Raw genomic sequence first — 18470 nt, forward strand, 5'->3', positions numbered from 1 at the left:
AATTTCACCAGATTAACAGGCTAAAAACCCTGAAAAATGAATTCCGAAGTGTGAAAAGCTACGCTTTACGGTAACTTTCAACTTCTCTGGTTTTTCATTTTTTTATAGCCTTCATCCTTTAGTATTCCCATCCCTGCTTCAAAAATGCAGTTCATAGGTGATTGTAAGAAAACTGGCACAGAAAATGTAAAGCCTAATCTTTTTCTTCTATCGAAAGTAATAATTTTTTTGCCAAGATAACAAGCAAAACTTAATTTTCAATTATTTTCACCGATTGAGCGATCGCTCAAAGGTTTATTTTCTAATTTAAGATGGAGTAATGCATTAAACTTTCTTCTAGCGAATCACCCAATCGGGTGATTTCTACTCATGCTTTAGTTATTGGTTAGTAGCGATAGCTAAGGACGTATCAGGATTCATTGATCTGACATCTTTATCTAGTCAGCATAGGAATCTAGTCAGTACAAGAGTCCTATTATTGCGTTTCTCGGTTGGATTGAAGACGAAATACCCAACTTCTCTAAGAAGTTGGGTATCTAAAGGACTAGCATCTTATAAATTAAATCAGATTGGTCTAGTAAGCAGGCATAAAACAGCTCTTAGACTAATAACATCTTTCTGTTTATGGTGACATTGCAAAAGGTAAAGTAAACCAGAAGGTTGCACCAGCTTTTGGAGAACTAGTCACGCCAATTTTGCCACCGTGAGCTTGTACAATCTGTTGACAAAGATATAATCCCAAGCCAATACCCGTTGAGCGTCGTGCTTGCGAACCACGGGCATAAAGTTCAAAGGCGCGATCGCATTGTTCTGGATTCATCCCAACACCGTTATCTTCAATAGTGCAGCGAATTGTCTGTTCTTCAACGGTCGCCTTAAGAATCATCCTGAGTCCGGGTGGGTTATGGTTAAAAGCATTCGTGAGTAGATTTTCAAACACACGCCGCAGCTGAAGCGGATCGGCTTTCACTGTGGGCAGTTCAGAAGGAATTTGATCGATCAGAATTGCCTGATTTTTGACACACAACGGCTCAAAATCCTCAACAATCTCTTGAATGAGAGAGTTAAGTTGAACTGGTTCGCGCTGCAAGACAAAACCTCGCACTTCGCTGGTGTGAACTTCTAACAAGGAGTTAATCAAGCGGAGTTGGCGATCGCTACTTTGAATCATCCGCTCTAAAATTGACCGAGACACTGGAATTGTCTTTTGTTCATTGCCATTCGCTGTTAACAAATTCTGCAACACCAGTAACCAGCCGGTGAGCGGCGTCCGCAGGTCGTGGGAAACGGCATGGAGGAAGACATCCTTCAGTTCGTATAGTTCTTGAACTTCCTGGATTTTTTGCTCTAGTTGAGCGGTACGTTCCCGAACTTGGCATTCTAAGTTGGTATTGAGTTCCTGTACTTGTTGGAAGAGGCAAGATTGCTGAATGGCGATCGCAACTTGGGTTCCCAATTGTTCTAGCAAATCAATCTCGATCGGTTCCCAGCGCCTCGCTCCACTGCATTGATTAACAATTAATGCACCCAATAACCGATCGCCTTTCACGCGAATTGGGACAGCCACGGCGGCTTTGACGTGATAATCGCGGTAATAGGATGCGATCGCTGGGTGAACCATCGCCTGGGTTGTATCCTCAACGACTCGAACCTGATTCGCCTCAAACAAGGTTCGCATCTCCTCCAGGGAACTTCGATCGTCAAGTACCCAGTTCATAATCGGCGGGTAATTGGGTTCTACGGATTCAGCCATTACCCTGCCTTTTCCCGTCGTATCGGAAGCGATGAAGACCCGGTCGGCTTTCAGAAACGACCGGACTTCTGCCACGGTAGTGTTAAAAATTTCGTCCAAATCCAGCGATTTGCGGATTCGCAGCGCCATTTCTGCCAACAAGCGATCGCGTTCTTGCACCAAGCGCTGCCTCATTTCCGCCTGCTTGCGTTCAGTGATATCGTTCCCAATTGTCAGCAAACACGGCTCACCCTCCAAGTTGATGATTTCGGCACAGAAAAGCCCTATTATTACCCTTCCGGACTTGTTGCGAAACTCGCATTCCTGGTTGCGGACAGCACCTTCTTCCTGTACCTGCTGGATAACTTTGATGCGGTCTTCTGGATTCACCCAGATATTTAATTCCAATGTCGTATGACCAATAATTTCATGGCGTTGGAAACCTGAAAGATGGAGAAAACTTTCGTTGACATCAATGTATCGCCCTTCTTTGAGGGTGCTAATCGTTATTGAGTCAGGACTGGAACGAAAAGCGGATGCGAACTTCTCCTCTGAACTTCGCAGCGCCTCCTCAGCCCGCTTTCGGTCGGTAATATCCATTACCAACCCATCCCAGAGAATATCGCCATTGAGTTGCTTCTCTGGTCGAGAAGCGCATTGAATCCACTTAATTTTGCCACTGGGAGTCTGAATCCGACCTTCCCATTTACAAGGTTGCTGTGTCACAGCCGAAACCGCGATGGATTGTTCATAAGCCTCGCGGTCGTCGGGATAAATTAACTCCTTGCCACAATTTGCCTGAATCGCCTCCGGCTCTAATTCAAACAGTTCGCGGCAACCGGAACTGGCATAGGGGACAGCCTGGGAACCATCCGAACGCTGAAGGAACTGAAAAATCATCCCCGGTACGTTAGCGGTAATTTGTTGCAGCCGTAATTCGCTCTGCCGTAGAGTTTCAGTCGTTTGCTGATGAGCGATCGCTTTCCCGAAACTTGCTGCCATCGTTATCAAACAAGCTTCCTCATCCTTTGACCACTGGCGATCGTAGCGGCGATCGTCAAAGCCAATTAAGCCCCAAAGTTTGCCATTACAAGAAATTGGGACAACTAATATAGAGGAGATTTGCTTGTTTGTTAAAACTTCCCGTTCGTCATTTGGAAGTTCGCGAATTAAACCCCGAACTGCCTTCCCAGCTTGCAAATCTTCGTACCACCGACTGATGCGACAAGCCGCTAATGCCTGGTTGTGTAAATTGGGATTGTGAATTTGAGGTGTTACAAACTCTTTTGTCCATTCAAATCGGTGGCTAAAGGCTAATTCACGGGTTTCTGGATGAGGATGAATCTCAAAAATATAAGCTCGATCCACCCCCGTTACTCTGCCTAGAGTTGCTAAAGCTTGATTCACGCCGACTGCAAAATCGCGATTCGTCAGCAGTTGGTGAGTCGCTTCCGCCACACTTTGTAGGAGATTAGAGCAATACATGGGGCTAGTTTTCGCATACAGTCTAGTGGAAACACGCTCTTCTGGATAGGGAATTTTTTGACTCTGACTTATGGTTTTGTTCACTCTTTAACCCTTTTGTTCGATTGCAGTGGAGGCTTTCATCCTTCGCGCCGATAAAAGTCTTTTGATGGGTTGAAAGCCAAAGGCAGTAGTCAGAAGAATGAATTTTCCAGAAGCATCATTAAAAATGATGAATTGGGAACAAATTCATCATCTAATCTTCAAGATTTATCTTTCCGATTTCCGAAAAAATACGGATCTATCACCCGATCGGGTTAACCAATCTGTAGGAGGGCGATCGCGCCTGCGCCAAGCGATCCTATTTATAGAGGCTCTTCACTTGAGACGCTGGCAGGCACTTCAAATGGCACTAACGACTTTAATTCCCCAAAAACTCCTCTCCAAAATTCCCCCTTTTCAACCCGTACAATTCGCGACCACTTTAGGAATTTTGTCTGCGTTGCTGCTGAATACATCTACTTCGACGTTAGCTCAGCCAGCATCCGATGTGTCTTCAGAACAACCCAACCAGCAATTGACTGTAGAACAGCAATCAGGAACGTGTCCCGCATCAGTCGGACTTTGGACAGTCTTGTTACCTTCTGAAGGTGCTGCCGATCATACAGTTGTCGCTGACACGAAAGCGATCGCTAGTAATGGGAAAATTTCATCTTCAGGCAATACGTTTGTGGAATATGAAGCTCCACTACAAGAAGCTTATGCCTCCTGTGTTGGTCAGGCAAGTTCTCCAGATTTACACTCCTACAGCTTCGAGTTTCGCAATGGTAAAGTCTATTTTCGCGTGAATCTCGATTGGGTTCCTGGCTATACGAAGATTGTTTCTAAAACCGTGGCATCTGGGCGTCCTTTCGTGCATTGGCAAGCCAGCGAATAAAGTCGTGTAAAATCGCTCAAAATCGTTTTATTTATCAGCTTTTGAAATATCGTTCGTCTTTGTGAAATCGAGGAGTAATCAGTGCCAGTTACGTGCCTTTGCGACTGGAGATTAATAATAAAGCGCTCGCTTCTTGTCTAATAGGAAGCGAGCGCACGTTTTTTTGCGTATTTTTGATACTAATTTATACTCTTTGAAGATACTGATACTTTTCGTTTTCCACACACTTTCGTAATTCTTGCAGCTTCCTCAAACGGTAAGTTGCATTTTGATACTCTTGTTTTGAAGGAGAATCTCCAAGCTGATTGAGTACGGCATCACTTTCCTGACTAATTGCCTCAAGTAAAAAAATTCTTAGCTTCTTGCGATTCTCTTTACCTAACTGAAGTACACGTAAGTTTTCCTCTTCTCCTTCTATCTGTATTTTTCTTATTACAGATGTACCTATTTTAGAAAAATCAGATTTTGCTAACCACTCGTAACTGTCTTCTGATACTTCTACAGTGTACGGTGGATAACCATTTTTTGGATAGAAGCTGATATCTAACATTAGCCTTCCTCCTGAGCCTCTGACTCCATAAACTCCTTCTCTGGAAAATTCTCAGCCCAAGCTATACCTGCATTATCAAACAATTCTTTAGCTTTAGCAGAAATTGTTCCTGTAGTAAGAACCCCAATAACAGTTTGTTTGTCGATCATTTTCTGGGCTTCCCCTGGATAGATATTCTTTTTTGTCTTAATTTCTATATGTGGCATGAACCTACCTAACTATTATACTCACTTTGAATCTGGCGGATTATTTCTTTTACTCGTGGAACCTCATCAGGATTAATAAGCAAAATATCTCCCTTTGAGTCATTCCCCGTCGTTCTTTGGGCTAAAATCCCTTCTTCTTTTAACTTATCAATAACCCACCCAATAAAATTTCTGTGTACTGTAAGCTTGTAGATCATCTTGTCCTCGTCAGTCATTAGATAGCTCCTTGTATGTCTCCGCTAAATGTTGACGGGTTGAAAAACCTTTTTCAAAAAGTTCAAAAATTCGATCTTTCATAGACACAACTTCTTCTGCACACATTGCCTCAAAAAATAATACTTTATAAAGAGATTTTATATCTCCTGTAGTATAATCACACTTATTATAAATGTCGTAAAGTTTTTTAATATCTTCTTCTTTTGGTTCATATTTAATGGGCTTATTCAGATAGTCAAGATATGATTTGAAGTCATGCCAGGATAACCGCGCATCAACCGCCTGCTTTAAAGCAAATCTACGCACTACTGCTGTATCCAATAGATGGGGTACGTTAGTAATTCCAAATACTAAAAAACGCTGGCTTGTGGATGGCTGAAGTTTATCAAGCTCCAGCATTAAAGTGGTCATCGTTCGCCGAACAGCATCATGCTCTTGGGTGCGGCTACGACTCATACAGAAAGCATCTAGCTCATCCAATACTAAAAACACTGATGTTCCATCTGAACAGCTATTTCTTAAATCTTGAAATATCTGCTCTAGGTTACGTGAGGACTGACCCAAAGCAGGGTCAAGCAATCCACCGATATTAAGCGCATAAAAGTTTATGTCATTAGTAACTTCTTGCTTGATCTGATCAAAAAGTAAGTAACACAGACTTGTTTTACCTGTATTGGGTGGCCCGTAGAGTAAAACAGATGCGGCAAGATCATAAAGGCTGAAATGACTTAGCTCAGAGTTATCAGCAGTCACTATAACCTTACAAAAACGAAATAGATACTTTTGTAAGTTATCTAACCCGAACAACTGTTGATGAGCAATTTTTCGCTTGATGTCGGCGTGGGTTGATTGCAATAATCCACTAGAGCTTTTAACAATACTGCTCATATCAATGGCGTACTCTCAAAATTTTGAAACTTTCCTTCTGCTACTTTACATTGCTAGTAGCTGCTCAGTCCTGGTAGCGAGCGCTATTTCAAGATACTCCCTTCTTAGTGAATGACGGCTCAGTATTTTCACTTATGTTGCACCGATCGCGCAACTATTGTCAGTAAAAATAATCGCTTGGAAGCGCGATCGCGTCAAAAAAAACCCGTTTTCTTGAAGAAAACGGGTTTTTAAAAATACCAACTTCTATCCTAATAACCAGTAGCTGCCAAATCCAACTCATGCGCGTAAGCAACCCGTTCCACCCTAGTTTCAATCCTGCCATCTGGATACAGATTAAATAAACGAAATCCTGGCGCTTCCTCATCTAAGGAAAACTGGTGGCTATGCGGTTCAAACTGAATTGACGTAGAGGGACTACCCAAGTAATGAACCTCACCGCGCCGCCGATAAAATTCTTGATGAATATGACCAAAAACAACCAACCGCACCTGAGAATGGCGATCGATGACAGCAAATAGTTCCTCTGAATTTTGTAATGAACTGCCATCCAGCCAATCGGAATCGACAACAAAAGGGGGATGGTGTAAAGCAATTAGGGTAGGACGTTTATCTGCACGCTGTAGCTGCTGGTCTAGCCAAACTAAGCTTTCTGAAGATAGTTTGCCATAGACGCAACCTGGTACGTGAGAATTGAGCAATAAAAACTGCCACCCTCCCGCTTCAAACGACTTCTCCGGACAAATCGGAGCCTCATTTAATACCTCTTGCATGACCAATGGCTGGTCATGGTTGCCTGGTAGCCAGTAAGTAGGAATTCCCAGAGGACTCAGCAGTTCTGCCAACCGCGTGTAAGATTGCGGCTTACCATCTTGGGACAAATCTCCTGTTAGCAATAGCAAATCCGGCTGAGGGCACATTCGGTGCAATTGCTCTAAAACTACATCAAAAGACTTGGCAGTAGGAAGCCCTAGCAATTCCTTTTTGGTATCTGCGAACAAGTGAATGTCTGTAATTTGAGCAATCAGAAGCGGGTTGGCTTGAGTCATAGTTTCTGTAATGAAAAGGTATTCTGGTCGCTGCTCAAAAAAATACTTAGCAAGTCAGTACACCCAGATGGCTGTTTTTGGTCAAACCAAGGCGATTCTCCGCTTAGAGATAACCAAAGCTGACGAACTTCCCCAGCAGTAGGCGAACGTCAACCATTCCGTAAATCCACTTACATTTGGAGATTCGTATTAGATTAGCGTTTCAGATCATCAAAGACTTGCGATCTAGGAACCCCGTTCCTGTGATCGTCATCACATCAGATAACCTGCATCAGCTTTGAATATAGCGACTAGTCTTCCAATTCGTACAGAGTCAATGCGTCCGGAAAAAATTTTGGTATACTAAGAATCTGCAATCGCGGCGGCATAGCCAAGTGGTAAGGCAGAGGTCTGCAAAACCTTTATCCCCCGGTTCAAATCCGGGTGCCGCCTTTTTAATCTGGGATTCCAATCAGACCCCCGCTACCAGCGATCGCTTTGCCGATGGCATAGGCGGGGATATTCTGCGATTCAAACCAGCTGATGGTTTGGTCGGCTTGGTTTGGGGGCACAAGGACTACAAAACCGATGCCCATATTGAAAGTATTAAACATATCGGCGGGTTTGACTTCACCAGCGTCAGCAAGCCAATTAAAAATAGGCGGAATTTTCCACGATTGAAGATCGATCTGGATAGATAAATCGGCACCAATACAGCGAGGTAAGTTTTCTGGCAAGCCGCCACCCGTAATGTGAGCCATGCCATGAATGTCAAGCCCAGCCTTCCGTGCTGCTAAAACGGGTTTGACGTAAATCCGGGTGGGAGTTAATAAAACTTCCCCAAAATTCTTACCGTCTAAGGGCGCAAAGCCTTCCCCCCTAACATCGGTTGGGGAGGCGTGCAAGTCAACGCCGCTACGTTCAACAATCTTCCGCACCAGACTAAAACCATTGCTGTGGAGACCTTGGCTCGCAAGCGCGATCGCCACATCTCCCTCTTTCACCAGAGAACCATCCAATATCTGGCTCTTTTCTACAATCCCCACACAAAAACCCGCCAAGTCATACTCGCCCAGTTGGTAAAAACCCGGCATTTCTGCGGTTTCTCCTCCCAGTAGGGCACACCCTGACTCACGACATCCCGCAGCGATGCCATCAACCACCTGAGTCAGCTGCTCTGGGTTTAGTTGCCCGGTGGCTAAATAATCTAGAAAAAATAACGGTTCTGCACCACACGTCAACACATCGTTGACGCACATTGCTACAAGGTCAATTCCCACGGTGTGGTGGAAGTTGAGCTGATGGGCGAGTTTTAGCTTGGTGCCTACGCCATCCGTCCCTGAAACCAAAACCGGCTCTTTGTATCCAGTTGGCAACTGAAACCAACCACTAAAGCCGCCTAAACCACCCAATACTTCTGAGCGGTGCGTACTTTGCACCAAACTGCGGATTTTCTCTACAAAACTCCGCCCCGCCTCAACATCTACACCAGCGTCTCGATAATCCATGAATTCAAACCTGTTCAGCAGCGATCAAGAGACGTATTTTACTTGGCTAACGCGACAGATAGGACAGCGATCGCAATTTTGTACCGTTGGGCAGCACTATGCCCCGATTGCTTCACCAATTATTCACAAACTGGCTTCCTCGTTTGTGAAGTTCTGATAAAGTTCCGGAAACCTGATTTTTGTCTCAAACCATATTGACTTCAACATCATAACCGCATTTTTTCGGAAATTACTGTGTGAAGGTTTCATAAAGTTGTTGCTTCCTAGCGGAAATCCCCGATCCCCTTTTCAAAAACTTCATGGTAGTCTGTTGCAGTTCCACAGACCAGGGTGAATACAGAACGAGTACGAGTTATCGATTGGGCAAATGAGCCGTCTGGCGCTACCACTGGCATTTGGCTCTACGCTCGACCTCCCAGTACTTTTCACAAGGACTCTATGAACCAAAGATTTTGTTTCGGAATGTTTTCAACCCTTTTAACGACTGCCCTCCTGGGTACGACTACATCTAGTTATGCGGAGTCAATCAAGGGGGTTAACCAAGCTTCCGAATCCCGTGTTTCTCAGGCGCAACAGACAAGCAAATCGAGAGTAACTAAAAACGACCTTCGGCAAGCAGTCTCTTCGCCCTTACTCTCAACACCGTCAAACCTTCAGCCGACCAACGGTGTCAAATTGGGAGAATACCAGTCTCAATCCGCACTCCGGTGCTTAGTAAAACCTTGTCCAAGTGCAATGGATCGGGCGGTTGTTGCTAAAATTCTTCCCCATGAGTTAAACGGGTATCAGGCAGCAACACTCTATGTCCGCAGTATTCCAGTCTTAACCTTTCTCGGCTCCCGTCAAGCTCCCGCAGAAAGCACGAAAGTAGGGGAAGCCCAGAGAACTTCAGACGGGTCGCGTCAAGCGGATGCCAACACTTCTCAAGACAATCCGGTTTGGCGAGCCACTGCTGTTGCTGCGAAGCTGAATCAGTTGAGCCGAGATCAAGTGGATGCGAAAGCGATCGCGGTCGTTTGGAATGGTGACAAGAGCAACTACAGCATTAAAGTGAATGGCGAGGAACTGGTGGAGGTAAACGGGAAAACAAGATTGCCCGACACCACTCGTAACGTTGCCACCGATGCCTTACAAGCAACCAATCGGCTGAGACGCCTGATGGGGAACGCGCCGCCGCTACGGGCAATTGCAGGTGTACCCACATCTAAGCCCAAGCCGCGCCAGATTGCCAAGCGCCCTAGCGCTTCCAGAGTCGCGAACGAGCGATCGCGCGTCGTGCAACAACCATCGAACGCCATTGCCTACAGACCAGTCATCTCCGAGCTTAAGGGCATGGCATCCTGGTATGGTTACGCGGGCAATGGCACTCAAAGTGCCAGCGGTGAAAGATTTAATGAGAATGCAATGACCGCGGCTCACCGTACCTTACCTTTCGGAACCCAAGTGCGCGTGACTAACACAAACAACGGGCGTTCTGTCGTCGTGCGAATCAACGATCGCGGGCCTTTTATCCGGGGTCGGATCATTGACGTGTCAGCCGGGGCTGCTAGAGTTCTAGGCATGATCAGCAGTGGTGTGGCACCCGTGCGTGTAGAAATTCTGGGCAAACCGCAGAAGGTAGCAGTTGATGACAACTAAACTTTTAGCCACAAAGGTGTTAAGCCCAGACTCTTGACATTGAACCTCCTGTTCACCTAAAACGCCCAATCCTCTTTTCTGGAGATAGACTACTGGGCAGAGAGTAGTGTTAGTGGTTAGTAGTTAGTTGCTCGAAAACCAATTACTAACCACTAACAACCAAAAAAGGGGGGTTTGGTGCGCCTGTTTACGACAACTGCTGGATTGCACTGCTACTTGGATTTATACCGGCATCCCTTGAAAATCGGTTTTGTACCGACAATGGGAGCATTGCACGCAGGGCATCTTAGCTTAATCCAACACGCTCGACGCGACAACGATCGGGTCATCGTCAGCATCTTCGTAAATCCGTTACAGTTTGGCCCGACAGAGGATTTTCAACAATATCCTCGTCGGCTAGAGCAGGATTGGCAATTGTGCGAACAAGCGGGGGTAGATGCGATTTTTGCCCCCGCTCCTGAAGAAATGTACGGAATGAGGAATGTGGAAAGGACGCTTGCGCCTGTTCCCGATTCCCAATTACCCATTCCCAATGACTTAACTCAGGTAGTTCCACCGGAGAGCATGACCTCATTGTTGTGCGGTCGCTCTCGTCCCGGACACTTTCAGGGAGTGGCGACAGTGGTGGCGAAGCTATTGAACCTGGTACAACCGACTCATGCTTATTTTGGCGAGAAAGATGCCCAGCAACTGGCGATTATCCGGCGTCTGGTGGCGGATCTCAATTTGCCGGTAGAGATTATCGGGTGTCCCATCGTTAGGGAGGCGTCGGGACTGGCACTCTCGTCCCGCAATCAGTATCTAAGTGCTGAACAGAAAGAACAGGCGTCTGTCTTGTATCGCGGCTTACAGCAAGCGCAGAAGAAATTTAAATCGGGAGATCGCGATCGCATTGTTCTCATTGAGGCAGCTCAAAAGGAATTTGCACTCGTCCCAGAGGTACAGATCGAGTATATTGAACTGGTTCACCCAACAACTCTCATGCGATTGGAAAAAGTTGACGAGGCGGGACTGTTAAGCATCGCGGCGCGGCTAGGAACAACCCGTTTGATTGATAATGTAACTTTGCGCGATCGCCAGCCGATTCTGGCGATTGATGGCCCTGCCGGAGCAGGAAAATCGACCGTAGCCCGCACGGTTGCCCAGTCTTTAGGACTACTTTATTTAGACACGGGGGCGATGTACCGCGCCCTGACTTGGCTGGTTCTGGAATCAGGAACCAGCGTCAAAGATGAACCCGCGATCGCCGAATTAGCGAGTGGTTCTCAGATTCAGCTAAGCACCAGTGACGACCTCCAGACGCCAGTGCGGGTTTGGATTCACGATCGGGAAGTCACCCAGGCGATTCGCTCGCGAGAAGTCACAGCTCAAGTATCAGCGATCGCTGCTCAACCCTACGTCCGCCGAGAACTCGTAAAACAACAGCAGCGCTGGGGAGTAAAAGGAGGCGTCGTCGCCGAAGGACGCGACATTGGCACCCACGTTTTCCCGGATGCGGAACTCAAAATCTTCTTAACCGCCTCCGCTCACGCACGGGCGCAACGCCGTCAGCAAGACCTGAAAAACCAAGCTCAGCCAGAAGTCAGTTTAGAGCAGTTAGAACGGGACATTCAAGAACGCGATACCCGCGACAGCACCCGCGCCTTGGCACCCCTGCGAAAGGCAGCCGATGCCATCGAGATCCAAACCGACGGTCTGAGCATAGCCGAAGTCACTGCACAAATTGTCAGCCTTTATCATCAAAGGCTGTCTGTGCCTGTCTAGCGGCTGCTTTCTGAATGTACGGTTTAACAAAAATACAAGGTCAGTAAAAACTAACTTTAACCCGGATTAACTTCTGGTTGGTGAGTATTCTGCTGTAGCCTGCAACAGGGCAGACTTCACTGCCCTGTACAAAAAATAAGCAATTTAACGATAAATGATATAGTTTCTAGCTTTTAGCGCTCTAGACAGAGATTCTAGAGACGAACAAAGGACAGTAGACGCACGTCCTCTAGCTAGCAGTCTTGCTCGCGCAAGTTGCGCCGCTAGTTGTGAAAAAATTTTTGAGAAGCATGGTGTCTGGAAGTGGCGGCAGATGAATTGCCGCCCGGATGAAAGGAGGAGTGGAGGGGACTTAACGTGGCAAAGTATGACAGATTTCTCTGGCGGGAAAAAACAACATTAATTGCTCTGGCTGCGGCTGCTAGTAGTTTTATTGCTGGTCTCATGTTGCCAGTAAACCCACAAGGTAGCGATCCAGAAATTCTTCTATCCCCTACTGAAAAAATGGGGCATCACACCCCCGAAAAAAGTGGCATTGATATCCAAGCTTTAAAGGCACAGCGAGATGAGGCATTTGTAAAGGTATTCTCTCGATTGGAACAGGAGGCACAAGACAGACGCCTGATGGTTTCTGTACCTACGCAATTTCAGGGCAAAACCTTTCAGGAAGTAACACTCAGCAGCAAAGAGAAAGTTATCGCCCTGACATTTGATGACGGACCTTGGCCTAAAAGCACGTTGGAAGTGCTGGAAATCCTCAAGAAAAATAACATCAAGGCAACGTTCTTTATGGTGGGGAAGAACGTGAAAAATTTTCCCCATTTGGCGCGTCAAGTTTCCCTGGATGGTCACGCGATCGGCAATCACACTTGGAGCCACCTTTACCATCGCTTCAACGAAACTGGAGCTTCCAGTGAAATTGACCGTACATCCGACATGATTTATCAAACTACAGGCATCAAGACAACTCTATTTCGTCCACCCGGTGGTCATCTTAAAAACGGATTAGCTGCCTACGCCCATAAGAAGAACTACGCGGTTGTGATGTGGTCTTCTGATTCAAGAGACTATAGCCGTCCTTCGGTGCCATTATTCATCAAGCACGCGCTAACTGGAATCACACCAGGCGGAATTGTCCTGATGCACGATGGAGGTGGCAATCGAGACCACACGGTGCGGGCTTTACCCCAACTAATCACCGAATACAAAAAGCGTGGCTACAGGTTTGTCACGGTGCCAGAACTGATGGAGATGCAAGACAAAGAAGTTAAGTTGGCAGCCGCGGCTAAACGAGTTCCTCCGAAAGTTCAATCGGCTGTTCCAAAACCTGAATAAGGGAAGAGAATATTTCCTCTTTTCAGGTGCGATACAAAGGTGGCTGGTGATTGGGAAAAAGTTTTAAGTTTTGAGTGGTGAGTCTTGAATTAAAGAAATTTATTTTCACTCATCAATCGTCACTTTCATTACTGCTGACCTGTACGATGTAGCGGCATTTATAGAATTTATAGAAAAAATTTCTTCTCTATGATGCTGGTAAGGGGAACCCGATAGTTCCCCTTCACTTTTTAGTGCTTACTGCACCGAGCTAAGTACCTTTTCTGGTGTTGCTTCAGGATTGGCTTCTGGAGAATCAGCCTCGGAAGGAGGCACAACTTGCCAGAATTTGGCTAGAGACTCAGCCCAGTTGGCTAAAATATCTTTCGCCTTCTGGCTACCTGTACGTTCGGCGTGCAGCTCAATCAGCTCTTTGAGTTGTTGCTCACCGGCAGGTGTCCTGACTCGTTGCAGCTTGACAATTTCCGGATTTACCTTCGATGTAAAGCTGCCATCCTCATCTAGGAAGTAAGCTAAACCCCCGGTCATCCCCGCGCCCACATTGCGCCCGACTCTGCCCAAGACGACAATCGCGCCGCCAGTCATGTATTCGCAACAGTGGTCGCCTGCACCCTCGATCACTGCCATGCCCTTGGAATTGCGAACGGCAAAGCGCTCACCGGCTTGACCATTGGCAAGCATAATGCCGCCCGTGGCACCGTAGAGACAGGTGTTGCCGACAATCACGTTCTGGGCTGGATCGTAGGTAGCTGACTGGGGCGGCTTGATGACAATTTCGCCACCATGCATCCCCTTGCCTACGTAATCATTTGCCTCACCTTCCAGGTTGAGGGTGATGCCAGGGAGGTTGAAGGCACCAAAACTTTGACCCACACTGCCTTGGAAGTTGAGGGTAAGACTGCCACTCCAGCCGGTGTTTCCATATTGAGTCGCGATCGCTCCGGCAATCCTTGCCCCAACTGTCCGGTCTGTATTTACTACGGTTACAGCTTTGGTCACGCTCGATTGGTTTGCGATCGCATCCTTAACTTCCGGGTCGTTGAGCAGTTGATCGTCCAAAACCGAGCCATTGCTATGAACGGCCTCGTGAACCAGCCAGGAACGGTCTTCACGGGTATCGGGAAGACGGGTCAGGCAATCTAGATTCAGCGCCTGTGTCTTGGTGAGTTTCGTTGGGCGCACCTTCAAGAGGTCGGCTCGACCAATGATGTCGTTGAGCGACCGATATCCCAACCGTGCCAAGAGACTCCGCACTTCTTCTGCTGCAAAGTAGAAGAAGTTGACGACGTGTTCTGGCATTCCGGGGAAGCGCTTCCGCAAGTTTTCTTGCTGAGAAGCTACGCCTACAGGGCAGTTATTGGTATGACAAATCCGCGCCATAATGCAGCCTTCGGCAATCATAGCAATTGAGCCGAAACCGTATTCTTCTCCGCCCATTAAAGCGGCAATAACGACATCCCAGCCACTCTTAAAGCCACCGTCTACTCGCAGAATCACGCGATCGCGCAAGCTGTTTTCCATGAGGACGCGATGCACTTCGGTTAACCCCAGTTCCCAAGGGCTTCCGGCGTGTTTAATCGACGACAGCGGAGAAGCGCCCGTACCCCCATCGTGACCGGATATCTGGATAATATCGGCATTTGCTTTGGCGACCCCAGCCGCGATGGTACCGATGCCAACTTCTGCTACCAGCTTCACCGATACTCCCGCTTTCGGGTTAATTTGGTGCAAGTCAAAAATTAACTGCGCCAAATCTTCAATGGAATAGATATCGTGGTGCGGCGGCGGCGAAATCAACGTCACCCCAGGCTTGGAACGGCGCAGCATGGCGATGTAAGGGCTAACTTTTGTCCCCGGTAGCTGACCGCCTTCTCCCGGCTTGGCACCTTGAGCGATTTTGATTTCAATTTGCTTGGCGCTCATCAGGTACTCAGGGGTGACGCCAAAGCGACCGCTAGCAACCTGCTTAATCGAAGAAGAAGCCGTATCCCCATTCCTTAATCCTTTCAGATGCGGTAAGACCTGGGAATGACCCATTTCATCGACATCATCGAGAACTTTGTAACGAACTGGGTCTTCGCCGCCTTCTCCAGAGTTGGATTTACCGCCGATGCGGTTCATGGCGATCGCGAGGGTTTCGTGCGCTTCCCGCGACAATGCCCCTAGAGACATCCCACCTGTAGCGAAACGCTTGAAAATTTCCTCGACTGGCTCTACTTCTGCCAGTGGAATGGGGGCGCGATCGCTTTCTAGATCCAGCAAATCTCTGAGCGCCGTTACAGGTCGCCCTTGCAAGTGCTTTTGATAAACTTCGTAGTGGTCGTACTGCGGATTCTTCACCGCCTGATGCAGCGACTTGGCAACTTCCGGGCTGTTCATGTGGTACTCGCCCCCCGGACGGTACTGCACAAAGCCACAGTTTTCCAGCTTTTTGCGCGGCACTTCTGGGAACGCCGCCGAATGGAAGGACATCACTTCTTGGGCAAGTTCTGCTACGCTCAAGCCACCGAGGCGCGACGCCGTCCCCGCGAAGCCGAGCTTCAGCAAATCTCCTCCAATACCAATTGCCTCAAAAATTTGTGCCCCTTGATAGCTAGACAGTAGAGAAATCCCCATTTTTGAGAGAATTTTCAACAATCCAGCTTCTACCGCTTTGCAGTAATTTTTTTGAGCCTGCTCTAAGCTAATACTCTTGATTCTGCCCCGCTGCATCATATTTTGCGTCTTGCTGTCGCTCCACCAATGACGCACGGTTTCCAGAGACAGATAAGGACAAACCGCAGAAGCACCGTAGCCAATTAGACAACCAAAGTGGTGCGTACTCCAACACTGAGCGGTATCGACAATTAGGGATGCCCTCGTCCGCAGACCCTGCTGGATCAAGTGATGGTGTACTGCCCCTACAGCTAGGAGCGGTGGAATATAGCTGGATTCGGCACTAATACCATTCGCTATGCGATCGCTTAGAATGATTATTTCTTTCCCAGCACGGACGGCTTGAGCCGCTGCTTCGCATAAGCTTCTAACCGCTGCCTCTAGCCCTTCTGGCCCTTTCTCAATTTCAAACAGCGTTGAGAACTGCTCTGTCTCGAAAGAAGAAGCGCAGATTTGCTCTAGTTGTGCTTCATTCAGAACCGGAGACTCTAACTTCAGCAACCGGGCATACTCTGGTTTCACTTCCAAGAGATTTCCCCGCTTACCCAGAGAAACCGATAGCGACATCACCATGCCTTCGCGCAGGGGGTCAATTGGCGGATTTGTCACTTGGGCGAAGCGCTGCTTGAAATAGTCATAAAGCAAATGCGGCTTTTCTGACAGCACTGCGAGGGGAATGTCATCTCCCATGCAAAATGTCGGTTCTTTCCCAGAAGACGCCATTTCCTCAATGACCATTTCCACATCTTCGGTGGTGTAGCCAAAGGCAATTTGCTGGCGCAGCAAGGTTTGATTATCCAGCTTTGGTTCTGGTGCAAAAGGCTCCGCTGCCAGATTTTGTCGGTGAGACGCTAGCCACTCTCCATAAGGATGGGTAGCCGCAATCCGTTCCTTAATCTCCCAATTTTTTTGAACTTCGTGGGTTTCCAGGTCAACGGCGATCATTTGACCTGGCCCCAAGCGACCTTTTTCCAGAATCTCTGCTTCGGGCAAATCGACTACACCTGCTTCGGAAGCGACGACGACGTAGCCATCCCGCGTGATGCTGTATCGAGCCGGTCGCAGACCGTTACGGTCGAGGGTCGCCCCTACTTTTTTCCCGTCGCTGAATACTAGCAGTGCTGGGCCATCCCAAGGTTCCTGAAGCCCGTTGTAATATTCATAAAAATTAACAATTTCTGGACGCTCCAACAATTCCGGCTGATTTTGGTACGCCTCTGGCACCATAATCGTCAAGGCTTCCAGAGGACTCCGACCCGTGCGTACCAGTAACTCTAGTACGTTATCAAGAGTTGCCGAGTCGCTATTATCGAGATGAACGAGTGGCTTGAGGTCGTTGATGCGTTCTCCCCAAAGCGGGTGCTTCAGCTCTGCCTCTCGTGCCATCATCCAGTTAATATTTCCCAACAGCGTATTAATCTCGCCGTTGTGCCCCAAAAGCCGCATTGGCTGGGCTAGAGGCCATTTGGGCAGGGTGTTGGTGCTGAAGCGGCGGTGATAGACCGCAAAGGCGCTCTTATAAACTGGATTTTTTAAATCTGTATAAAATTCTCCCAGCACGGCGGAGCGCACCATGCCCTTATAAACGATGGTGCGGCTAGAGAACGAACAGACGTAAAAATCTTCAGACCATTCTAGATCGAGGTCGCTATTGGCCTTGAGTGCCTTGCTGATACGGCAGCGAGCCAAATACAACTTTCGTTCCAGTTCATCGCCCTGTAAATGGGTCGAGGTACAGATCAGCTGCTCGATTCGTGGCTGGTTCTCTTTTGCCTGTATCCCAAGCACCTGGGGCTGTACCGGCACCTCTCGCCATCCCAAGACAGTTAATTCTTCCTGTTCGAGAGTTTTCCGAACAATGTCCTTGGCTCTGCTGGCAGCTTCGGTATCTTGGGGTAAAAATACCATTGCCACCCCTGTCTGCTGAGTCGGGGGCATTTCTATGCTTTGAGTTGCCAACCATTCACCCAACAGTTCCCACGGAATGGCGGTCATCAAACCGGCTCCATCCCCAGAATCCTGGTCAGCACTACAACCGCCCCGGTGTTCCAGACAAGCCAGGGCAGATAAAGACTTCTCGACTAATTCATGCTCTGGCGTTCCCTGCGGATTGGCGATGAAGCCGACGCCGCAGGCATCACGTTCCTCTACCAACCATCGCGGGCCAGGAGAGGTTTCTGCCCCCTTTAGCGTTCCCTGTAATTGATGATTATCATTCACACTCCTGTTCTCCATGAGCTGATCCACGTTTTTCCTTTACTTACTGATACAAATTTCCCGTTCTCAGGTTGCTAACCCTGTGGCAAGACTTTACTAAACAACAGGATTAAAAATTGTCAAACGATGACAAAACTCGTCGTCAATGTATTTAAACACTCATTTCAGTCTTCTCTCGCCGAGACTAGGTGATGCCTCCAAAGCCTGACTTATCTAGATATAGATGCCATTTGACCATGAAGGCTGCAACTGAATGACATTACTACTTTTTCTGCTTTTTTTGCGCTAGAGCCAAGGGTGACAAAACTGGTTGTCAGAGCGATCGCTTCCCG

14 protein-coding genes and 1 tRNA gene are annotated in these 18470 nt (G+C 47.7%); 7 read left to right on the forward strand and 8 right to left on the reverse strand.

The annotated features are described in order from the left end of the window. Window positions 1–622: 622 nt before the first annotated feature. Entirely contained in the window at window positions 623–3301 is a 2679-nt protein-coding gene (locus tag NDA03_RS09100) for a GAF domain-containing protein (RefSeq protein ID WP_348237871.1), read from the reverse strand. A gap of 97 nt (window positions 3302–3398) precedes the next feature. Between NDA03_RS09100 and NDA03_RS09105 the strand changes: the two genes are divergently transcribed. Beyond that, a complete protein-coding gene (locus tag NDA03_RS09105; protein ID WP_339380557.1) occupies window positions 3399–4133 on the forward strand; it encodes a hypothetical protein in 735 nt (244 codons plus the stop codon). 184 nt (window positions 4134–4317) lie between these two features. Here NDA03_RS09105 and NDA03_RS09110 read toward each other — a convergent pair whose 3' ends face one another. The 5 genes from NDA03_RS09110 to cpdA all read right to left on the reverse strand — a co-directional run bounded on the left by NDA03_RS09110 (window position 4318) and on the right by cpdA (window position 7042). Further along, window positions 4318–4683, reverse strand: coding sequence for a hypothetical protein (locus NDA03_RS09110; RefSeq protein ID WP_190690326.1), 366 nt, complete (start codon window positions 4681–4683; stop codon window positions 4318–4320). Continuing rightward, a complete protein-coding gene (locus NDA03_RS09115) occupies window positions 4683–4889 on the reverse strand; it encodes a hypothetical protein (protein WP_190690322.1) in 207 nt (68 codons plus the stop codon). Before NDA03_RS09115 ends, NDA03_RS09110 begins: the two co-directional genes overlap by 1 nt. Window positions 4890–4897: 8 nt before the next feature. Further along, window positions 4898–5104, reverse strand: coding sequence for a hypothetical protein (locus tag NDA03_RS09120; protein WP_190690319.1), 207 nt, complete (start codon window positions 5102–5104; stop codon window positions 4898–4900). Beyond that, on the reverse strand, window positions 5097–5993 hold the full coding sequence (locus NDA03_RS09125) for an ATP-binding protein (protein WP_190690316.1): 897 nt from the start codon (window positions 5991–5993) through the stop codon (window positions 5097–5099). Before NDA03_RS09125 ends, NDA03_RS09120 begins: the two co-directional genes overlap by 8 nt. 251 nt (window positions 5994–6244) lie before the next feature. Further along, the gene (cpdA, locus tag NDA03_RS09130; protein WP_190415375.1) at window positions 6245–7042 is read right to left on the reverse strand and encodes a 3',5'-cyclic-AMP phosphodiesterase; all 798 of its coding nucleotides are present in this window, start codon (window positions 7040–7042) and stop codon (window positions 6245–6247) included. 10 nt (window positions 7043–7052) lie between these two features. On the opposite strand from cpdA, the gene NDA03_RS09135 reads away from it, so the two are divergent. Together NDA03_RS09135 and NDA03_RS09140 are read left to right on the forward strand one after the other, a co-directional pair. After that, entirely contained in the window at window positions 7053–7184 is a 132-nt protein-coding gene (locus NDA03_RS09135; RefSeq protein WP_277877673.1) for a hypothetical protein, read from the forward strand. 218 nt (window positions 7185–7402) lie between these two features. Then, window positions 7403–7474 (forward strand) — tRNA-Cys (locus NDA03_RS09140). A 2-nt stretch (window positions 7475–7476) separates the two neighbouring features. On the opposite strand, the gene purM is transcribed toward NDA03_RS09140, so the two are convergent. Then, on the reverse strand, window positions 7477–8529 hold the full coding sequence (gene purM, locus NDA03_RS09145) for a phosphoribosylformylglycinamidine cyclo-ligase (protein WP_190415377.1): 1053 nt from the start codon (window positions 8527–8529) through the stop codon (window positions 7477–7479). Here purM and NDA03_RS09150 point away from each other — a divergent pair. The 4 genes from NDA03_RS09150 to NDA03_RS09165 all read left to right on the forward strand — a co-directional run bounded on the left by NDA03_RS09150 (window position 8528) and on the right by NDA03_RS09165 (window position 13266). Continuing rightward, the gene (locus NDA03_RS09150) at window positions 8528–8686 is read left to right on the forward strand and encodes a hypothetical protein (protein WP_190415379.1); all 159 of its coding nucleotides are present in this window, start codon (window positions 8528–8530) and stop codon (window positions 8684–8686) included. The genes purM and NDA03_RS09150 overlap by 2 nt on opposite strands. A 173-nt stretch (window positions 8687–8859) precedes the next feature. After that, window positions 8860–10167 (forward strand): septal ring lytic transglycosylase RlpA family protein, encoded by a 1308-nt coding sequence (locus tag NDA03_RS09155; RefSeq protein WP_347276958.1) that lies wholly within the window; start codon window positions 8860–8862, stop codon window positions 10165–10167. 177 nt (window positions 10168–10344) lie between these two features. After that, window positions 10345–11931 (forward strand): bifunctional pantoate--beta-alanine ligase/(d)CMP kinase, encoded by a 1587-nt coding sequence (locus NDA03_RS09160; protein WP_190690305.1) that lies wholly within the window; start codon window positions 10345–10347, stop codon window positions 11929–11931. A gap of 357 nt (window positions 11932–12288) precedes the next feature. Then, complete coding sequence (locus NDA03_RS09165) at window positions 12289–13266, forward strand: polysaccharide deacetylase family protein (RefSeq protein WP_339380555.1); 978 nt, start codon at window positions 12289–12291, stop codon at window positions 13264–13266. Window positions 13267–13503: 237 nt separating this feature from the next. Here NDA03_RS09165 and NDA03_RS09170 read toward each other — a convergent pair whose 3' ends face one another. After that, window positions 13504–18156, reverse strand: coding sequence for a glutamate synthase-related protein (locus NDA03_RS09170; protein WP_348237872.1), 4653 nt, complete (start codon window positions 18154–18156; stop codon window positions 13504–13506). Window positions 18157–18470: the final 314 nt, after the last annotated feature.

The organism is Trichocoleus sp. Lan (genome assembly GCF_039961855.1).
Lineage (GTDB): Bacteria > Cyanobacteriota > Cyanobacteriia > Cyanobacteriales > FACHB-T130 > FACHB-T130.